Genomic DNA, 19,228 nt, shown 5'->3' on the forward strand with positions numbered 1-19,228 from the left:
TTATGCCCTTATCGCGTTTAAATGAAGAACAATACAAAGCTGCTAGTGCTCCTTTTGGACATAATTTAATCATAGCAAGTGCAGGTACAGGTAAAACTTCAACCATAGTTGCAAGAATAGCTTTTTTACTTCAAAATGGTATAAAGCCTGAAAAAATTATGCTTTTAACCTTTACTAACAAAGCTAGTAAAGAAATGATAGAAAGACTTGGTAGGTATTTTGATAAAAGTATTACTTCAAAAATTACAGCAGGAACTTTTCACAGCACCGCTTACACTCTACTTAAAGAGTTAAATCATGATATTATTTTAAAACCAGCAAGTGAACTTAAAATTCTTTTACGCTCTATTTTTGAAAAACGCACTTTTCATCATTTAAGTGATACTAAACCTTATATGCCAAGCTACTTGTATGATGTGTATTCTTTATTTCAAAATACTAATACAAATTTAGATGAATTTTATAGTTGGTTTTGCCAAAATTATGATGAACAAGCTATCTATGCTGAAATTTATGAAGATATTTTAAAAGAATACGAAGAGGAAAAATCACGATTTAATTATGTTGATTTTAATGATTTGCTTATAAAATTAAAACAGGTTTTAGCTTCACATCATTTTGAATTTGATGAAATTTTAGTCGATGAGTATCAAGATACCAATACCTTGCAAGGTTCGCTTATTGATGCTTTTAAAAGTAAAAGTCTATTTTGTGTAGGAGATTATGATCAAAGTATTTATGCTTTTAATGGAGCTGATATTTCTATCATAGGAAGTTTTAAGGATAGATTTGTCGATGCAAATATTTTCACTTTAAATAAAAATTATCGTTCAAGTAAAAACATACTTGCACTAGCTAATAAAGTGATCTTAAACAATGAAAGATTATACCCTAAAGAATTAATTGTAACTAGAGAAGGAAATTTCAAAGCACCGAGCTTGCTAACTTTTAATGAATTATTTGATCAATACTCCACCATAGCAAAAATTATTTTACAAAGCGGGGTTAATCTTGATGAAATTGCAGTCATTTTTAGAAACAACTCAAGTGCTGATGGAGTGGAAGTAGCCTTAAGAGAACTTGGTATAGCAAGCAAAAGAAAAGGCGGGGGAAGCTTTTTTGAAAGTTTAGAGGTAAAAAACTTTTGTTCTATGCTCGCAATTGTGCTTAATCCAAAAGACATCATGGCTTTTATACACTTACTTGAATACACTAAAGGAGTTGGCGGGGTTTTAGCAAAAGATATTTTTGATGCTTTATTAAAACTGGGACATTCTAGTTTGATTAAAGGCTTTTTAGATCCTGATGTTAGTGTAAGTTTAAAAAAATACAAAAAACAAAGCTATCAACTAGGACTTTTTGATGATATTGAAGAACTAGCTTCTCCATCAAGGTTTAACCTAGAAAGTGAATTTAACACCCACCCTATTCTAAGCTTACCTAAAATCAATGAGCTTTGTGCGAAAAATCTTGAAAAAATTTATCTTTTTATAAAAAAGGCAAGTGAATGTAAAATTTCAACTCAACTTGTGAATTTGATTTTAGAAAATGATTATTTCAAAGAAATTTGTGATATTTTAGCAACCAAAAGAGCAACCAACAAAAATTCTAATGTAGATTTAAACAAAAAAAGTGAAATTTTAGAAAAAATTAATGCAAAAATGTTTGTATTAAAAGAACTTGCAAAAAATTATAGTGATAATTACAAATACTATAATTTCCTTACTCTTGGTGCTAGTGAAATGAGTAGTGGTAATGGGGTTAATCTTTTAAGCATACATGCAAGTAAAGGGCTTGAATTTGAACTTGTATTTGTAATTGATCTTGCACAAGGAAGGTTTCCAAATCAAAAGCTCATGAGTATGGGTGGAAGTTTGGAAGAAGAAAGAAGACTTTTTTATGTAGCAGTAACTAGAGCTAAAGATACTTTGTACTTAAGTTATGCAAAATATGATAAGATTAAAAAAAGCACTTATCAACCTTCATGTTTTCTAATCGAAGCAGGTATGTGTAAAGAAGGAGAAAAATAAGACTTTATTAATCTTTTTATATTATGATTAATAAAAACCATTAAAAGGAGAAAAAATGAATAGTGTATTATTCAAAGGAAATAAAGTAAATTTAAAAGGAAATAATATCCAAGTTGGTGATATGGCTCCAAATATCACTTTAAAAGCTAAAGATCTTTCGGGTATTGAAATTGCTCCAAAAGGAAAAACACAAGTTATCATTAGCGTACCAAGTCTTGATACTCCAGTATGTGCAACCGAAGCTAGAGAGTTTAACAAAAGAGCGGCGGCAAGTGGTGTTGAAGTAATTGTTGTAAGCATGGATTTACCTTTTGCTATGGGTCGTTTTTGCTCAACTGAAGGCATAGATAATTTAAGCGTTGCTAGTGATTTTGTATCTAAAGAATTTGGTGAAAAATATGGTGTTTTAATGGCAGATGGGCCACTTGAGGGAATTTTAGCTAGGGCTGTTTTTGTAGTTAAAGATGGTGTTGTAGTTTATAAGGAATTAGTAGATGAGATCACCGAACTTCCAAATATGCAAGCTTTAGAAAATTTCTTTAGTCAAAGTTGTGGATGTGGTGGTTGTGGTTGCCACTAAAATTTAAAAGCCTTTTATAGGCTTTTAAAACTTAAAAACATGGAAAACTTTCTTTCTCGTTTTGAAATAGAAAAACAAGATCTCAAACTTATACAAGAGCACTTACAAATAATAAACATTGAAAAAGACTTTAAGGTTAATGATAAATGTTTAGGATTTATAAAAATTTTAAAAGGTGAGCTTAGAGCTTTTATTCTAACTCCAAATGCAAAAGAAATAACACTTTTTCACCTTAAAGAAAATGATGAATGCGTTATTTGCTCTGAGTGTAATATGGGTGGTATATCTTATGATGTTTTTATACAAAGTACCCAAAATACAAGTATAGCCATCATCCCCTCATCAATTTTTCAAATTTTAAAAGATAAATACCCAAAAATTAATAATTATGTTTTAAGTTTAATCACCAAGCGTTTTAATACCTTAATCAAAGTTTTAGAACAAGCTTTATTTATACCTTTATCTTCTAGAATTTGTGATTTTTTGAAAGAAAATGCTAGCAACAATACTTTAAAAATTACCCATGAAGCTTTAGCCAATCACTTAGGAAGCGCCAGAGAAGCCGTTTCAAGAATTTTAAAAGAATTAGAAAAAGAAGGTAAAATCAAACTTGAAAGATCTAAAATAATACTAATTTCTTTGTAACTTTATCACAGAAATACTTTTAAAATTTATTTATAATATCAACAAAAAGGAGAAATTATGAGTAAATTAGAAAGAGTGCTAAGAATAGCTTTAGCTATAGTGGCATTTTCTTTAGGAGTTTATTTTTCAACTTGGTGGGGATTATTGGGTTTAATTCCTTTATTAACAGGTATTTTAGCTGTTTGTCCTATAAGAGTACTTAGTGGAAAACAAGCTTGTCCACTTGGGGTTTGCCCTATTTCTAAAAAGAAAAATTAGGAATGATTTACTAGTTTTTCTAGCTTTGGCGCGATAATAAATCTACAATAAGCTTGGCTGGGATTATTTTTAAAATATTTTTGATGATAATCCTCAGCTTTATAAAATTTTTCTAATTTTAAAACTTGCGTAACTATAGCTTTAGTGTAATATTTTTGTGCTTTTTGTAAAAAATCACTAATGATTTTTAACTCCTCATTAGTTTGATAAAAAATAACTGATCTATATTGCATCCCCTTATCAGCACCTTGTTTATCTAGGCTTGTTGGATCATGCATTTTGAGAAAAATTTCTAAGATTTTTTCTAATGAAATTTGTTTTTCATCATAAATTATCTTAGCTACTTCTATATTTCCATCGCCATTTATCACGCTTTCATAACTTGGATTTGGCTTACCACCGCTATAACCTACTTCTGTATAAACTACGCCTTTAATTTCATCAAACACAGCTTGAGTACACCAAAAACAACCCGCACCTAAAATGATTTCTTTATTTGTCATTGTTTTCTAAATCCTCGTTTTCTTTTAAAACAAGTTGCATTAAATAAAGCTCTTCTCCATCTATGATTTTTAAATCTTTATCTTCGCATTTTGGACACCAAAAAACATTATTTTCAAGTACTCCGCTAAAATGGCATTTTTGACATTCTACCACTACCTCTTGAATATGCATAATAAATTTAGCATTCTTACATAAGGGACTATTTTCTTTAAAAGTTTCAAAACTTCTTTGTAAAAGCGGAGGTTCAACCCCGCTTAAACGCCCTATTTTAACATGCACTTCTTCAACAACTTTTCCTTGAGCGTATTCTTCGCAAAGCTCTAGCAAAGATTCTGTAATACTTAACTCGTGCATTAGCAAATTCTTGGTAAAAGTTCGCCTTTTGGGGCTTCTAAAATACGTTTTGCTCCATAAGCATTTTCTAAAACCACTCTTGCTTTTTTATTAGCTGTGATTTCACCTATAATGGCTGCATTAGCATTAAATTGTTTTAAAATTTCTAATGCTTTTTGCTCATCTTTTTTATCTACACATAAAATGAAAGTTCCTTCATTTGCAAGTTCATAAGGCTCATATCCAAAAAGCTCACAAACCCCTAAAACTTCATCACAAACTGGGATTTTTTCTTCATATATTAAAAGCTCTAAATTACTTAATTTAGCCCATTCATTTAAAACCGCACTAAGCCCACCACGCGTAGCATCACGCATTGCTTTTATAGAAATATCTGCGTTTAAAAGTGCTAAAACTTCATCTTTTAAGCTTTTACAATCACTTTTTATATTTGCCTCTAAATTATTTCTTTCAACCAAAACCGCACAACCATGAGCTCCAATATCTCTTGAAACTAATATACTACAACCACTTTTTATATTTTTAGTGTTGATTTTTTGTATGCTTTTTCCTATGCATGAAGTATTAATATATATCTCATCACCTTTATTTTTAGGAACAACTTTAGTATCCCCACAAACTAGCTTTACTCCTGCTTTATTGCATTCTTCTTTTATGGATTTTAGTATGATTTTTAACTTTTCTATTTCAAAACCTTCTTCTAAAATCAAAGCTAGTGATAAATATAGTGGTTTTGCCCCCACCATTAATACATCATTCACACTTCCACAAACTGCTAATTTTCCTATATTTACATCCTTTAAAAAGATGGGGTTTAACACAAAAGAATCTGTACTAAAAGCCAAATCATCTAAAATAGCAGCATCATTTGCCTCTTTTAAAACATTATTTTCAAAAATAGAAAAAATTTCATTTATTAAAGCATTCATTTCTTCGCCACCGCCACCATGGGCTAAAGTAATTTGCTTCATTTTTTATGCCTTATCTTGATAGTATTTATAATAAGCTGCACAAGCTCCTTCACTAGAAACCATACAGCTACCTATAGGATTTTTTGGAGTGCAAGCTTTTGCAAATACCTTGCAATCATAAGGCTTAGCCAAACCTCTTAAAATTTGACCACAAATACAAGCCTTGCTTTCATCTTTACTTTGCACCTTGCAATCAAATACCTTACTAGCATCTAAGTGTGTAAATTCATCTTTTAAACAAAGTCCACCATTTGCAATCACTCCAAGTCCTCTAAATTCAAAATCACAAGGTTTAAAGTATTTTTCTACTAAAGCTTTAGCTTTTAAATTTCCTTCTTTGCTAACTACTCTATGGTATTCATTATAAACTTCAAAGGTATTTGCATTTATTTGCTCTATTATGTTTAACACACTAAGCATTATATCAACCGGTTCAAAACCACTTACTGCTATAGGAGTTTTGTATTTTTTAGCGATAGGCTCATAAATACTTGATCCTGTGATAACACTTACATGAGAAGGTCCTAAAAATGCATCGATTCTTACATTTTTATCTTGCATGATAGCTTCTACTGCAGGTGGAACTAACACATGATTGATATGAAAAAATAAATTTTTTAAATTTAAAGCTATGCTTTTTTCTATAATCACCCCACTCATAGGTGTAGTTGTCTCAAAACCTATAGCAAAAAAGATTATATTTTTTTCAGGGTTTTTTAAAGCTATGTCTATCACATCTAAAGGAGTATAAAGTGCTCTAACATCAGCTCCTTTAGCCCTAAGATCAATCAAACTTTCATAACTTCCTGGGACTTTAAGCATATCGCCTAATACACAAAAAATAGTATTTGGCATACTTGCAAGTTTTAAAGCTATATCGATACGTTCTCTTGGCATAACACATACAGGACAACCTGGACCATGTATAAAATTAATCTCTTTTGGCAATAAATCAGGCAAACCAAATTTCATAATGCTATGCGTGTGCCCACCGCAAATTTCCATGATATTAATAGGCTTAGTAATTTTAGAAGCAATAAGTTCTTTTAGGATTAAAATTCTTTCTTTATCTCTAAAATCATTAATTAAATCCATTTTTTAGCCCCATATCGCCTTCATTTTCATCAATTTGCCCATTTTGCATTTTCTCTGCTATATCGGTATAAATTTTCAAACTCTCTTGTGCAGCTTGAGTGTCGATTTTTTCCATAGCAAAACCCACATGTATAAGCACATAATCGCCTACTTTTAAAGGTTCGCTTATCAAGTCTAAACTCACTCTTCTTTTAACCCCTAAAGTTTCTACTATAGCTGAATTTAGCTCATCAATTTCTAAAATTTTAGAAGGTATAGAAAGACACATTAATTAAGCTCCTTTTTCATTTTTAGATAATTTATCCAAAGATCAAACCCTGTTTTTGTCTTACTATCTAAAATCATGATATCTATTTTAGGATTTAATCTTTTAGCTGCCATAGAAGCTGCTTTAAAATCAAAGTCAAAATGCTGAGCTAAATCAGCTTTAGTAATGACTAGCAAATCAGCCTTTCTAAACATCACTGGGTATTTTTCTACTTTATCACTGCCTTCTGTTACTGAAAGTAAAACTACATTTAAATGCTCACCCAAATCATAACTTGCAGGGCATACTAAATTTCCCACATTTTCAACAAAAACTATATCAAGCTCGCTAAGTTTAAAATGATGCAAAGCTTCATGCACCATAAAAGCATCTAAATGGCAAGTTTGCCCTGTGGTGATTTGATGAGCTAAGCCTCCTGCTTTGATAATGCGATTTGCGTCATTATTAGTTTCTAAATCTCCCTCAACCACAGCTATTTTTAAATCATCTTTTAAAGTTTTTATAGTTTCTTCTAAAAGTGTTGTTTTACCACTTCCTGGAGAACTCATTAGATTAATACAAAGAGTATTATACTCATTAAAATGTTCTCTATTATGAGCTGCTTGATGATCGTTTTTTGATAAAATTTTACTAATAACATTAATAGTTTTTTCATCTTTTAAGGCTGGATTTTCATGATGGTGATCATGATGATGTTCATGTCCGTTGATAGAACAACCGCAATCTTTACACATAATCTTTCCTTTATATTTTTATTTTATTGTATATAAAAAAGCATTAAAAAAATATGAGTTTTATTAAGTTTTTAAAGATAAATAATGTACAAGTTGCCCAAGAGCGATAGAACTATCATTACAAGGATATTGTAAAGAAGTTTTATAAGAAAATTTTCTTCGATCTAAGATTTCAAGTAAGGTTTTATTTTGAAATACTCCACCACACAAAAGTACTTCTTCTGTGAAATTTTTTGAATATTCTATAATTAAATTTGCAATGGCATTAAGTAAGCCTGTACTAATTTTAACTTTATCTTTATCTTTTAAAGCTTGCAAAAAGGCATTTTTAAAGCAAATTTCTTTTTCTTTAATATCAAATTTATAACTATAATCAAGATTTTTATTATAATATTTTTCCATTAAAAGTCCAATTTGTGCTTCATAATCAAGCTTTTGTATATCAAAAGCAATAGTGCCAAAAGCATCGATGATCCTACCAAGAGAACTAGTATGTAAAGAGCTTTGTGAGTAAATTTTTTTAAGATTGTTTAATTTTACTTGAGAAAATTTATTTAAAAACTCGCTAGCTTCACTTTCTAAATTAAAATCAAAAATCAAAGCTAAGGCTAAATTTGCAATATTTTCAATATCTGCATTAATCAGTTTGAAATTTTTAAAATGATTTAATCTATCATAATTTTTTAAATTTGCTCTAAAAATTTCTCCACCCCAAATTTTTCCATCATCTCCATAGCCTGTACCATCAAAAACAAAGGCTAAGACATCATTTTTGTAAATTTTATATTCAAACAAACAAGCACACAAATGCGCATAATGATGTTGCACTCGAAAATTTTTATAATCTTTAAATTCTTTTACATAATTAAATTGCGGATGTTTGTCACTTAAAATTTGATCAAAATTTACTTTATAAGAGTTTTTAAAGAAAGTTAAAATTTTAAAAAATCTATCTTGTATATCTAAACTTTTCATATCGCCTATATAAGGAGAAATAAAAATTTGATTTTTAAAAAAACATGCAAATTCATTTTTTAATTCACTTCCTAGAGCGAGAATATTTTCTTTTGTATTAAAAATATCTGCTGTGTTAATATAAAGTGGGTTAAGACCTCTTGAGGTTCTTAAAAACATTACTTTCTCGTTAATAACTTGAGCAATACTATCATCACTTGAATTGTGTATTGCTCTATCATAATCAAGATAAAAATCAAACACATTGCTAAGTTGTTCTAAAAGTTTTGTTTCCTCATAAATAATGCTTTGTGAGCTTAAATTAGCGCTTGTTGCAATAATTGGTTTTTTAAAATATTCAAAAAGCATTAAATGCGTCCCCATATAAGCTAACATTATGCCTATTTTATTAGTATCTGGTGCTAAACTTTTATGGATATTTTTGCTATTTAAAATAACTATGGGTTTTAAATTTGAAGTTAAAAGTTTTGTCTCAGCTTCATTGATAAAAGCTAATTCTTGAGCCATTTTAAGGTCTTTTACCATAATAGCAAAAGGCTTTTTAGGGCGATTTTTGCGTTTTCTAAGTTCTTTTATAGCATTTTCATTTGTGCTATCACAAATTAAATGAAACCCACCCATACCTTTAAAAGCTATGATTTTACCTTCTTCTAAAAGCTTTGCAAGCAAGATAAAAGCTTTTTCATCTTTAGCTAAAATATTTTGATTTTTATCTTTTAAAAAGATAGTAATTTTACATTTTGGGCATGAGAGTGGTTGAGCATGAAAGCGACGATTAACTGGATCTTCATACTCGCTTTGACAAAAAGAACACATTTTAAACTCATCCATAGTTGTATTAGCTCTATCATATGGAAGTTTTTTTATAATGGAAAATCTTGGCCCACAATTAGTACAAGTGATAAAAGGATATCTAAAACGAGGATTTTTTTCATCGTAAAATTCATTATAACAATCCTCACAAAGAGCAAAATCACTCAAGATAGGACTAAATTTTTCACTATCTTGTGAAGTACTTATATTAAATTCATTATAAGTTTTTTGAAGTTTTTTACAAGAAAAGCTAAAATCATCTATCCTAGCTAAAGGCGGTAAATTAGCAAGAAGTTTTTCTTTGAAAGAATTTAATTTTTTATCATCACACTCAAGTATTATAACAACACCTAAGCCATCATTATAAACTTCACCTTTTAAATTAAGCTCTTTAGCTATATTAAAAACAAAAGGACGAAAACCAACGCCTTGTACTAATCCTTTAATGTGAATTTCATATCCAAAGCGGGACATCACTTAACTTAAAAAATGGTATATGTTTAAATACATTTTTACTAAGGCTTTTATGCTCAAACAAGCTTCCGCTAAGTACAGCACAATCAACTTGATCTTTAGCTTTTAAATCATCAAATAAATCCCTTAGAAAATACACTAAGCTTTCAACTACACCCAAAGCTATGATTTGATTTTCTACTCCAGCAAGTTTAAAGCTCATCACGCTTCTTAAAGTTTTAGTATAATCAAATTCTTTTTGTTCATTAAGCTTAAAATCTATCCTAACACCTTTTGCCATTTTACTCTCATCTGCTAAAGCCAAAAGTGCTAATGCAGCCTTTTGTACATCTTCATCAAGTTCTAAAATCATTCCTGCCATACCAAAAAGATTAAAAAAATTATTATTTATATTAAGATCTTTTTGCACTAAAACAAATTCTTTTTCATAATTAGCTAATAGTCTTTTAGCCACATCATCTTGGCCTATAGCTTCATAAAACTCATCAAAACTTTTTGGCAAGTAAAGTTTTAAAAGATTTAGTTCTTTGTCAAGTAAGATAACATCATCATATTTTTTACTAAGTTCTAAAAGTAAAGGCTTTTTGTCCTTAAAATCAGACAATATACAAGAAATTCTTGCAAAATTCTTATCTTCTTTTTGAAAAATCAAATTTTTAAACTCAGGTAAGATATAATCATAACCCCTACAAACTATTAGCTCATTTTCTATTAAAGCCACTTCAAAATCATCTTCAAAATGCTCTATCTTTTTAAAATTTAAAAACTTAATTCCTTCTTTTTCAAGCTCGAAACACAAGGCAAATAAAAAAAGATTATCATAAATTTTAATTTTAAAATATTCTTGACTTGGTTGATGATTTTGTCTAAAAATAGCATTAAATTTAAGTTTCATTAGAGGTTTTTCAACCCCTGCTAAGATTTTAAATTGCTCGTTATTGCATGAAAAAAATGCATTGATATGTTTTGGATCACTTGGCATTAAAAAATCGTCTAATTTTTCGTTAAAAATTTCAAAAGCATATATTCCTTTTGTATTTTTAAAATGTATTTTTTCTTTATTTTTTAATTTTTCTAAGGTTTTTTTTAAATTATCGCAGAAATTTTCTTTAGTGATTTTTATAAATTCATCTTTTATTTTAAACTCTTCTTCTACAAAAACACCCCATTCATTTTCTAAAAGCTCGCCATTAGTATAAGCATTTGCATTAAGTCTTGTTAAAAAGCTTCTTTTGGTAAAGTTTTTTTCTTTTTTTATAGGTGTAAAATCTTCTTCTATAACTTTTAAGTCAAATTTATTTAAAAAAACACTATGGCTGATATTTTCTAAATTAGCACAAAATGCTTGAATTTCATCTTTTTCACCTTTAACCTTAATAATGATTTTTTCATCTTTTTGCTCATAATCATATATATAATCTTTAGCATAATAACTCAACAAATACTCAAAAATATCATTTTTAGATTTATAATCAAAAGTAATTTCTAAAAGCAAGTTTAAAACCTTAAAATTAAATTTCAAAAGTATAAATATAGCAATTTTAATTCTAAGGAAAGCTTAAAAAAGCTATCTAAAATCTAGATAGCTTTGTATTTTAGTAGTTAAATTCAGAACCAATGGCGATTTTTTGAATTTCTTTTTTGTTTTCAAGTTTTAAAAGTGGAGCATTTTTATCTACACCCAAAACTTTTGCTTTTTTACCATCAATCAACAATGCAACACCCTCAGGTAAAGCATAAACAATTGTTGTAGGATTTACAATCAAAAACTCTTCTAATCTTTCTTCACGACTTTCACCATTATGTCCTACTGGTTTACCTGAGATAAAATGTGGGTTAATTTGATGAGGGAAGATATTAAAAGTATTGAATGATTTTGGTTCAACTATAGGCATATCATTAGTTGTTTTCATAGTTGCACCCGCTACATTTGAACCTGCTGACCAGCCAACATAAGGTATACCTTCGCTTACTCTTTTTGCGATGAGTTCTACTAGATTATTATTATAAAGCTGATTAACTAATTCAAAAGTATTTCCACCACCTACAAAAATCGCATCAGCACTTTTAACAATATCAACAGCATTGCCTCTATGCACGCTAACTATTTGAAGTCCTAAGCTTTCTAAGGCTTTAGCAACTTGTGCTTCGTATTGCTCGTAAGTTTTTCTCACACCCGCATAAGGTATAAAAGCTACTTTTTTACCTTTTAAATTATTTTTTTCAACAAATTCTTTAAGCCAAGGTAAAGCATGGTTTAAATAACCTGTGTCTTTATAACCTGAACTTGAAAGCAACAAAGCTTTTTGCTTATCTTTTGGGAAATTAACCGCATCGTTTGACTTAGCATTTAAAGCAACCCCACTAAAAAGCATAGCAGCTAAACCAAGAGCACCTACTTTTAACAAACTTCTTCTTTTCATTGTTTTTCCTTTAAAAGATATTTAAAAACTATTAATTTTAATAAATATTTTTTTAAATAAAAATAAATTTTTGTTAAAAAATAAGACTTTTTAGAAAAACTTCTCTTTCTTTATAATCAGGCATTAATTTGTATAAAAAATCATAAAATTCTTTTTGATGATGTGGATAAATAAGATGTGTAAGTTCATGCAAAATCACATATTCTATAGCTTTTATAGGTTTTTGTATGAGTTTTAAATTTAAGTTTATATATGCTTTTTGATGGTTACAAGAACCCCATCTTGAGATCATTTCTTTAATGCAAATTCTTTGCACCTTTTTTTCAAAAGCAAATTGCCATTTTTTTATAAAAAATTCAAAAATAACTCTAGCACTACGCCTTAAAAAAATATCCAAAGTTTTTTGATTTTTTGCAAAAATTTTATCTTTTTTTATAATAATTTTTTGGTAATTTTCATCTAACACTAAATTGTATTTTTTTCCCAAAAAATACAATTCATCTTTAGCTAAAACTACTCTTTTTAAAATAAGTTCTTTTTCTTTGGCTCTTATCCAATTTTCATTTTTTTCTAAAAATCTTAAAACATCTCTTTGTTCATAGTAAAGTGGTATGCTAAGCTTGAAATTTAAATCTCTATCTATCCTAAGTCTTAGATATTTGAGTTTTTTCTTTTCAAAGGCAAAACGAAATTCTTTAAATTCTAAAATTCCTTTTATACTAGTGCTTTGCCTTGCCATTTTTTACTTTTCCATCTATATGAATTTACAATACCACGTAAAAACTCATCCGCGCAAAAACCTATCCAAACTCCTAAAATTCCAAGCCCAACATAAAAACAAAGCACATAACCAACCGGTAAAGAAACCCCAAGCATAAACACCACTCCACTTAAAAACGGAAATCTCGCATCGCCACTTGCTCTTAGTGAATTCACCATGACTATATTAAAAGTTCTTGAAATTTCTAAAAAAATAGAAAGAGTAAAAAGTGGTATCATAAGTTCTTTTAAACTTTCTTCAAGTTTTACTACACCCATAGTAAAATCTTGCAAAACATAATTAAGTAAAGCTACAAAAGCACTTGCTACCACGCTAAAATACAAAGCTATCCAAGTATGTTTATAAGCTACATTTAAGTATTTTGCGCCGACTAATTTACCTATGATAATCTCATTTGCCACACTTATAGCTTGCCCTACTAACATAATAAGTAAAGAAATTTGAAAATAAATCGTTTGAACACTTAAGTTTTCTTTACCTAAACTTGCTACAAAAGCAAAAGCTATGGTGTATTGTATAAACCATATTAAATTTTCACCAGCAGCAAACCCACCGATATTTAAAATCTTTTTAAGTACAGCTTTTTCAAGGCTTACCATCTCTTTAATTTTAAGATAAATTTTAAGTTTAAAACTAAGTATTGCCACTAGCATACCAAAAGCTACTAAACGTCCTAATATATTGCTAAGCCCTACTCCAAAAAGCTCTAATTTGGTAAAATGTAACACATAAAAATTTCCTATAAATATCACAACATTCATCAATAAGGTTGTAAACATAACCCAATAAGCCATATTATACACCCTAATAATAGCGGCCAAAACTATACCCATAGCATCAAAAAACAAACAAATTCCAAGCATATGCAAGTAAATTTCACTGTCTTTTAAAAGTTCATTTGGAATTTGTAAAAGGTAAAGCAAAAACTCTCCATGCCATAAAATCAAACTTCCGCACACAAGTCCGATTAAGCCATTTAAAAATAAACTTTGATGGATTACTTTTCTAGCTAAAGTATAATTTTTAGCTCCTAAAGCTTGAGCAATCACCACACTACAACCCACACTTAAAAAACTAAAAATAATGATAAATAAATCTGCTACTTGATTACCTGCACCCATAGCCCCAACTAAAAAGTTAGAATACTGCGAAACCATAACGGTGTTGATAATCAATGAAAAATATCTTAAAAACATTTCAAGTAATATAGGCATACTAAGATGCTTGAGTGAAAGTTGTTTGCTGGCCATAAATACTCTTTTTGATAATAATTTTTGAAAATAAAAGTAATTTTACTTAAAAATTGCTTTTTTAAAGATAAATGATGTCAATTTGACTTTACCACACTTAAAACAATTTGATTGTTTTGTTCTATAAAAGTATATATTAAATCATCACATTTATATGAGATTTCTTTTTTACAAGTTTTATCCTTTAAAGGTTCTTGTAGAATTTGCGGTAAGTGTTTTTTGACTAAAGTTTTTATTGACATTCCTAATCCGTGATTTAAATTTTTAATTAATCTACCATCTATTTGTTTTTCACAATTAATTTCATATAAGCAAGCATTAAATCCTAATTGATTTAAAAACCCATATAACTCTTTCTTATCTTTAAATGGAGCTATAGTATCATATATACTATGATAACTAATATAAGGAATTTTTTTATAACTTGATTGAAGTTTTAAATGATCATAATTTAAAATGTCTCTAATACTTTTTCTTGCATTAGAAAAATAACAAGGAGAGTATTGATTAGATGTCCAAAAACTTTTAGTAAACAAAAACAAATCAATATTTTCAGAATAATTTATATAAAATTCGTAGTTCTTAGTATAATCAATTTCTTTAGAAAAACCTAAATACGCAAGAGGTGTTAGAGCGTAAGAAGAATTATCTATTACACCGTCTATAATCCAAGGACTTATTTTAGCACATAAATTTGCTAAATATCCTCCATGAGAGCTACCGACTAAAATTACTGGTATACCCCCCCCCCACTCATATTTTTTTGTACATGTAATATAGCATTAGATATATCTATTGCCTGCATGATGCCAAAATTTTGATACTCGTTTTTAGTTGGTTTTAAAGTAGCACTAAGTTGAATTTTGCTTTGATTGTGAATTTTATTTGTTGATTTTAGCTTGATCATCTGTTGGTCTATATATTTTAAATCATCATAAAAAAAATCTTTCCAATTTATACCAAAAGCTTTGCACGAATGCTCTAGTATAAATTCATCTATATTATCAAATACTATTTTTGCACCATTATTTAATCTTGAACCAATACAATGATACTCAACACTAAGTACAAGTACATCAAAATTACTACAAATGGTTTCAGCTAAATATCTTCTATAATCACTATTTGCATCATCACCAAATCCAGAGATAATACAAATAATAGCTTTCATTTGCCTACTATCATCATAAGTAATTCTGTATTCTAATTTACTTTCTCTTTTTATATTTAATTCTACATCATCACAAGAGTCTATAAAATAAGTTTCATTTTTAAGCATATTAAGCCTTTTAGAAATTTTAATTATTATATCATCAAAATTTCTAAATAAATAAAAATCACCCAAAAACTCCATTTAAATAAGCCTTAGTTTTTTCTTCTTTTGGATTTTCAAAAAATTCCTTACTTTCACCAAATTCCACAAGCTCCCCTAAGTGAAAAAACGCAGTATAATCAGCCACGCGTTTTCCTTGTTGCATGTTATGCGTTACCATAATCATGGAAAGATTATGACTTAATTCTTTAATAAGCTCTTCTATAACGCTTGAAGATATAGGATCAAGTGCAGAAGTTGGTTCATCTAAAAGTAATAATTTTGGCTTTATAGCCAAAGCTCTTGCTATACAAAGGCGTTGTTGCTGACCACCTGAAAGTGCTAGAGCATTTTGCTTTAGCTTATCCTTTACTTCCTCAAAAAGACCCACTTTTTTAAGACAATCTTCCACCAAAGCATCTTCTTCATCTTTGTTTTTGATCATCCCATGGAGTTTTGGAGCATAAGAAATATTATCATAAATGCTTTTTACAAAAACATTAGGTTGTTGAAATACCATTCCAACTTTTTTTCTAAGCACGACTAAATCTTGATTTTTAACATCTTTTCCATCAATCTCAACAAGACCATCGATTTTTGCTATTTTGTCATTCATCCTATTAAAACAACGCAAAAATGTGGATTTTCCACAGCCTGAAGCACCTATTAAAGCTGTAATTTTATTTTTTTGAATTTCCATATTAATATCAAATAAAGCTTGTTTTTTATCATAAAATAAATTTAAATTTGTTGTTTTTGCTATCATTTTAATTTTCCTTGAAAGTATCTTCTTAAAAGTATTGCTGCTAAATTTAAAATTACCAAAAGAGATAAAAGCACTATAATCCCCGCTGCTGTTCTTTCTAAAAATGCGCGTTCTGGCATAGCCGACCATGAAAAAATTTGAGCAGGTAAAACACTTGTTGGCGCAAAAATTGAGTTTGCTACATCAGGTATAAAAGCTATCATTCCTATAATCATCAAAGGTGCAGTTTCGCCAATAGCCCCTGCTAAAGTTAAAATAGAACCTGTTAAAATCATAGGCATTGCCAAAGGTAACATAATACCTTTTATCATTTGAATTTTAGTCATGCCTAAAGCATATGCGGCATTTTTCATATTAATATCCACGCTTTTTAAAGCTGCCTTAGTTGAAACAATAATAATAGGTAAACTCATAATAGCTAAAGTTAATCCCCCAACTAAAGCACTCGAACGCGGCATGCCAAAAATATTAATAAATACTCCAAGACCTAAAAGTCCAAATAAAATACTAGGAATACTAGCTAAATTATTTATACATACTTCTATAAAATGCGTAAATACATTTTGCGGAGCAAATTCTTCTAAATAAATAGCCGCTCCAACTCCTATTGGGATACTTACAACCATACATATTAACATTACAAGCAAAGTCCCAACCACAGAAGCAAAGATTCCTGAATTTTCAGGTGATTTAGAATCTCCATTAAGGAAAAAATTTGTATTAAAGCTTAGTTTAATTTCTTGCTTTTGAACTAATTCATCAACTAATTTTTTTTGTTCATCACTTAGCTTATTGTAGTTTTTTTTCATGTATTGATCAACTTCAGAATTTGCTAAAAGCCAAGATTTTTCTTTGATTTGACCTGTTCTTATTTTCCTTTGTTCAGCACGCGATAAAAGCTCATAAGAAGGGTTGTTTCTATCAGCTTGAGCATAAATGTAAGTCTGTTTAAAAGCCCCTATTCCAAGATACCCTACACTTAATAAAAAAATACAGAGAAAAATAAGATTTATATAAAGCCCCATTTTGCAAAATCTTTTGAAATTTTTTGAAGCTTTTTTTCTTTGTTTGAAAAGTTTTTTCATAAATTTTTCCTTTTATGGAAGCGATTTATCAAATAAACGCTAAATATATTAATGATTAATGTAATAATAAAAAGTACAAGTCCTAAAGAAAATGCACTTAAAGCCAAAGAACTATCAAAAGCTTGATCACCGCTTAATGCTTCTACTATTTTTACAGTAACTGTTGTCATATCTTCTAAAAAATTCATTGTTAAATTTGGACGCAGTGAAGCAGCCATAACAACAATCATCGTTTCACCCAAAGCCCTTGAAAGCCCCAAAAGACAAGCTGCAACTATACCTGGCATTGCTTCTGGTAAAATTACTGCAAAAACAACTTCTTTTTTAGTCATGCCTAAAGCATAAGCTCCATTTATCCTTTTTAAACTTACCGTTTCAATACAATCTTGCGAAAGCGAAGCTACTATAGGAACTATCATAATACCCATGATAAAACCTGCACCTAAAGCGCTTTGAAAACTCGCTTTGATACCAAAAAGAGAAAAAAACCACACTATAAAAGGAGCTACAACTATAGCTGCAAAAAATCCAAAAACAACCGTAGGAATTCCTGCTATGATTTCCAAAATAGGTTTTAAATAGTTTTTAGATTTTTTACCTGCAAATACTCCAAGATAAATAGCGCACATTACACCCAAAGGCAAGGCTGTTAGCATTGCTATTAAGGAAATATAAAAAGTTCCCCAAAATAAGCTCAAAGCACCAAAAACTCCGTGCTTACTACTTCCATCAGCACCTACAAACGCAACATCTGCTGCCCACTGACTTGAAAATAAAAAAGTAAATACGCTTTCTTTTTGAAAAAATTTTAATGCCTCTATTAAAATCGTTAGCATAATAGCAAAGCTTACTACTACGCTAACAAAAGCACAAAGAAAAAGCGTTAATTTTATTATTTTTTCTTTTATCAATTTTTTATCCTAAATCAAAAAACTTTTCCTGTTTTAACAAGCTCATCAGTTAATAAACCTTTTTCTTCTATATGTTTTTGAGTTTGCTTTAAAGTTTTTTCATCTAAAGGAACTAATCCTATTTTTTCTAATTCCGCTCCACTTTTAGCTAAATCATCACTCATGTAAATTTTTGCAAATTCAAATACTTCTGGATTTTTCTTAGCATTCATATATATAAATAAAGAACGAGCTAGTTTATATTTTCCTTCGGAAATATTTTTTTCATTAGCTTTTACACCATCAATATAAGCAGCATTAATCTTATCATTATTGCTAGATAAAAATCCATATCCAAAAAGTCCAAAAGCTTCTTTATCAACAGAAAGTTTTGAAATAATTAAATTATCATTTTCTCCACTTGGTATAAAAGCCCCATCTTGACGTATAGTTTTATATGTACCTTTGTATTCTGGAATTTTTTTAGAAATATCTATCATTACAAGTTCTTCTATGCTATCTCTTGTACCTGAACTTGATGGGGGACCATAAATTGTGATTTTTCTATTTGGTAGATTTTTATTGATTTGTTGCCAATTTGTATAAGGATTTGGAATTAATTTTCCATCTTGCGGAATTTCTTTAGCTAAAGCCAAAAATAACTCATGCAAGTTTATGTTTAATGGAGCATTGATTTTATTTTGTGCTAAAACTATACCATCATAACCTATCATAATCCCGACTATATCACTCACGCCCGATTTTTTACAAGTTTCAAATTCACTTGGCTTGATTGCTCTTGAGGCGTTAGAAATGTCAGTAATTCCCTCACAAAACACTTTAAAACCACCACCTGTGCCAAGACTTTCAACTATAGGTGTTTTTGTATTTTTTATAACAGCATATTCTTCAGCGACAAAAGAAGTAAAAGGATACACAGTAGATGAACCTGCTATTTTTAATTCTGCTGCGTTTAAGCTAACAAAGCAAGCTATACTTAAAGCTAAAAGTTTTTTCATT

General features: G+C 29.2%; 19 protein-coding genes and 1 pseudogene. 4 read left to right on the plus strand and 16 right to left on the minus strand.

Annotated elements, in window-relative coordinates; genetic code table 11:
* The first annotated feature begins 2 nt into the window (after positions 1-2).
* The 4 genes from CORN_RS04445 to CORN_RS04460 are packed head-to-tail and all read left to right on the plus strand — an operon-like array spanning position 3 to position 3,513.
* The gene (locus CORN_RS04445) at positions 3-2,030 is read left to right on the plus strand and encodes an ATP-dependent helicase (protein ID WP_066008063.1); all 2,028 of its coding nucleotides are present in this window, start codon (positions 3-5) and stop codon (positions 2,028-2,030) included.
* 55 nt (positions 2,031-2,085) lie between these two features.
* Positions 2,086-2,610, plus strand: coding sequence for a thiol peroxidase (gene tpx, locus CORN_RS04450; RefSeq protein WP_039626099.1), 525 nt, complete (start codon positions 2,086-2,088; stop codon positions 2,608-2,610).
* A 39-nt stretch (positions 2,611-2,649) separates the two neighbouring features.
* Positions 2,650-3,255, plus strand: coding sequence for a Crp/Fnr family transcriptional regulator (locus CORN_RS04455; RefSeq protein WP_066008064.1), 606 nt, complete (start codon positions 2,650-2,652; stop codon positions 3,253-3,255).
* Positions 3,256-3,312: 57 nt separating this feature from the next.
* The gene (locus CORN_RS04460) at positions 3,313-3,513 is read left to right on the plus strand and encodes a YgaP family membrane protein (protein WP_066008065.1); all 201 of its coding nucleotides are present in this window, start codon (positions 3,313-3,315) and stop codon (positions 3,511-3,513) included.
* On the opposite strand, the gene msrA is transcribed toward CORN_RS04460, so the two are convergent.
* The 16 genes and pseudogenes from msrA to CORN_RS04540 form a co-directional block, all read right to left on the minus strand.
* The gene (gene msrA, locus CORN_RS04465; protein WP_066008066.1) at positions 3,510-4,016 is read right to left on the minus strand and encodes a peptide-methionine (S)-S-oxide reductase MsrA; all 507 of its coding nucleotides are present in this window, start codon (positions 4,014-4,016) and stop codon (positions 3,510-3,512) included. The genes CORN_RS04460 and msrA overlap by 4 nt on opposite strands.
* Positions 4,006-4,371, minus strand: coding sequence for a hydrogenase maturation nickel metallochaperone HypA/HybF (locus tag CORN_RS04470; protein WP_066008068.1), 366 nt, complete (start codon positions 4,369-4,371; stop codon positions 4,006-4,008). The genes msrA and CORN_RS04470 overlap by 11 nt, the downstream gene beginning before the upstream one ends.
* The gene (hypE, locus tag CORN_RS04475) at positions 4,371-5,342 is read right to left on the minus strand and encodes a hydrogenase expression/formation protein HypE (protein WP_066008069.1); all 972 of its coding nucleotides are present in this window, start codon (positions 5,340-5,342) and stop codon (positions 4,371-4,373) included. Before hypE ends, CORN_RS04470 begins: the two co-directional genes overlap by 1 nt.
* A gap of 3 nt (positions 5,343-5,345) precedes the next feature.
* Positions 5,346-6,437 carry a hydrogenase formation protein HypD gene (gene hypD / locus CORN_RS04480; protein ID WP_066008071.1) on the minus strand — a complete coding sequence of 364 codons (1,092 nt, stop codon included), beginning with the start codon at positions 6,435-6,437 and terminating at the stop codon, positions 5,346-5,348.
* Positions 6,424-6,705 (minus strand): HypC/HybG/HupF family hydrogenase formation chaperone, encoded by a 282-nt coding sequence (locus CORN_RS04485; RefSeq protein WP_039618343.1) that lies wholly within the window; start codon positions 6,703-6,705, stop codon positions 6,424-6,426. Before CORN_RS04485 ends, hypD begins: the two co-directional genes overlap by 14 nt.
* Positions 6,705-7,439 (minus strand): hydrogenase nickel incorporation protein HypB, encoded by a 735-nt coding sequence (hypB, locus tag CORN_RS04490; RefSeq protein ID WP_039628341.1) that lies wholly within the window; start codon positions 7,437-7,439, stop codon positions 6,705-6,707. The genes CORN_RS04485 and hypB overlap by 1 nt, the downstream gene beginning before the upstream one ends.
* A gap of 63 nt (positions 7,440-7,502) precedes the next feature.
* Complete coding sequence (gene hypF / locus CORN_RS04495) at positions 7,503-9,701, minus strand: carbamoyltransferase HypF (RefSeq protein ID WP_066008073.1); 2,199 nt, start codon at positions 9,699-9,701, stop codon at positions 7,503-7,505.
* Positions 9,682-11,196: a hypothetical protein gene (locus tag CORN_RS04500; RefSeq protein WP_066008076.1), complete on the minus strand. Its 1,515-nt coding sequence runs from the start codon at positions 11,194-11,196 to the stop codon at positions 9,682-9,684. The genes hypF and CORN_RS04500 overlap by 20 nt, the downstream gene beginning before the upstream one ends.
* Before the next feature lie 100 nt (positions 11,197-11,296).
* The gene (gene pepE / locus CORN_RS04505) at positions 11,297-12,124 is read right to left on the minus strand and encodes a dipeptidase PepE (RefSeq protein WP_066008078.1); all 828 of its coding nucleotides are present in this window, start codon (positions 12,122-12,124) and stop codon (positions 11,297-11,299) included.
* 73 nt (positions 12,125-12,197) lie between these two features.
* The gene (locus CORN_RS04510; RefSeq protein WP_066008080.1) at positions 12,198-12,863 is read right to left on the minus strand and encodes a M48 family metallopeptidase; all 666 of its coding nucleotides are present in this window, start codon (positions 12,861-12,863) and stop codon (positions 12,198-12,200) included.
* Positions 12,839-14,155, minus strand: coding sequence for an MATE family efflux transporter (locus tag CORN_RS04515; protein WP_039618352.1), 1,317 nt, complete (start codon positions 14,153-14,155; stop codon positions 12,839-12,841). Before CORN_RS04515 ends, CORN_RS04510 begins: the two co-directional genes overlap by 25 nt.
* 77 nt (positions 14,156-14,232) lie before the next feature.
* Positions 14,233-15,509 (minus strand): annotated as a pseudogene (locus CORN_RS08640) (DUF2920 family protein).
* Positions 15,493-16,233 carry a phosphate ABC transporter ATP-binding protein PstB gene (gene pstB, locus CORN_RS04525; RefSeq protein WP_066008082.1) on the minus strand — a complete coding sequence of 247 codons (741 nt, stop codon included), beginning with the start codon at positions 16,231-16,233 and terminating at the stop codon, positions 15,493-15,495. Before pstB ends, CORN_RS08640 begins: the two are co-directional and overlap by 17 nt.
* Positions 16,230-17,318 (minus strand): phosphate ABC transporter permease PstA, encoded by a 1,089-nt coding sequence (gene pstA / locus CORN_RS04530; protein WP_066008084.1) that lies wholly within the window; start codon positions 17,316-17,318, stop codon positions 16,230-16,232. Before pstA ends, pstB begins: the two co-directional genes overlap by 4 nt.
* Positions 17,315-18,229 carry a phosphate ABC transporter permease subunit PstC gene (gene pstC / locus CORN_RS04535; protein WP_066008087.1) on the minus strand — a complete coding sequence of 305 codons (915 nt, stop codon included), beginning with the start codon at positions 18,227-18,229 and terminating at the stop codon, positions 17,315-17,317. Before pstC ends, pstA begins: the two co-directional genes overlap by 4 nt.
* Positions 18,230-18,243: 14 nt before the next feature.
* A complete protein-coding gene (locus tag CORN_RS04540; RefSeq protein ID WP_066008091.1) occupies positions 18,244-19,227 on the minus strand; it encodes a substrate-binding domain-containing protein in 984 nt (327 codons plus the stop codon).
* Position 19,228: the final 1 nt, after the last annotated feature.

The sequence above is a fragment of the Campylobacter ornithocola genome, from assembly GCF_013201605.1.
Taxonomy (GTDB): Bacteria; Campylobacterota; Campylobacteria; order Campylobacterales; family Campylobacteraceae; genus Campylobacter_D; species Campylobacter_D ornithocola.

Excerpts from the sequence above, each read along its gene's own strand:
- CORN_RS04540 (WP_066008091.1), bottom strand. The coding sequence starts at position 19,227 with ATGAAAAAACTTTTAGCTTTAAGTATAGCTTGCTTTGTTAGCTTAAAC.
- CORN_RS04510 (WP_066008080.1), bottom strand. The coding sequence starts at position 12,863 with ATGGCAAGGCAAAGCACTAGTATAAAAGGAATTTTAGAATTTAAAGAA.
- msrA (WP_066008066.1), bottom strand. The coding sequence starts at position 4,016 with ATGACAAATAAAGAAATCATTTTAGGTGCGGGTTGTTTTTGGTGTACT.
- pstA (WP_066008084.1), bottom strand. The coding sequence starts at position 17,318 with ATGAAAAAACTTTTCAAACAAAGAAAAAAAGCTTCAAAAAATTTCAAA.
- CORN_RS04515 (WP_039618352.1), bottom strand. The coding sequence starts at position 14,155 with ATGGCCAGCAAACAACTTTCACTCAAGCATCTTAGTATGCCTATATTA.
- CORN_RS04485 (WP_039618343.1), bottom strand. The coding sequence starts at position 6,705 with ATGTGTCTTTCTATACCTTCTAAAATTTTAGAAATTGATGAGCTAAAT.
- tpx (WP_039626099.1), top strand. The coding sequence starts at position 2,086 with ATGAATAGTGTATTATTCAAAGGAAATAAAGTAAATTTAAAAGGAAAT.
- pepE (WP_066008078.1), bottom strand. The coding sequence starts at position 12,124 with ATGAAAAGAAGAAGTTTGTTAAAAGTAGGTGCTCTTGGTTTAGCTGCT.
- CORN_RS04470 (WP_066008068.1), bottom strand. The coding sequence starts at position 4,371 with ATGCACGAGTTAAGTATTACAGAATCTTTGCTAGAGCTTTGCGAAGAA.
- CORN_RS04445 (WP_066008063.1), top strand. The coding sequence starts at position 3 with ATGCCCTTATCGCGTTTAAATGAAGAACAATACAAAGCTGCTAGTGCT.
- hypF (WP_066008073.1), bottom strand. The coding sequence starts at position 9,701 with ATGTCCCGCTTTGGATATGAAATTCACATTAAAGGATTAGTACAAGGC.
- CORN_RS04460 (WP_066008065.1), top strand. The coding sequence starts at position 3,313 with ATGAGTAAATTAGAAAGAGTGCTAAGAATAGCTTTAGCTATAGTGGCA.
- pstB (WP_066008082.1), bottom strand. The coding sequence starts at position 16,233 with ATGATAGCAAAAACAACAAATTTAAATTTATTTTATGATAAAAAACAA.
- CORN_RS04455 (WP_066008064.1), top strand. The coding sequence starts at position 2,650 with ATGGAAAACTTTCTTTCTCGTTTTGAAATAGAAAAACAAGATCTCAAA.
- hypD (WP_066008071.1), bottom strand. The coding sequence starts at position 6,437 with ATGGATTTAATTAATGATTTTAGAGATAAAGAAAGAATTTTAATCCTA.
- hypE (WP_066008069.1), bottom strand. The coding sequence starts at position 5,342 with ATGAAGCAAATTACTTTAGCCCATGGTGGCGGTGGCGAAGAAATGAAT.
- hypB (WP_039628341.1), bottom strand. The coding sequence starts at position 7,439 with ATGTGTAAAGATTGCGGTTGTTCTATCAACGGACATGAACATCATCAT.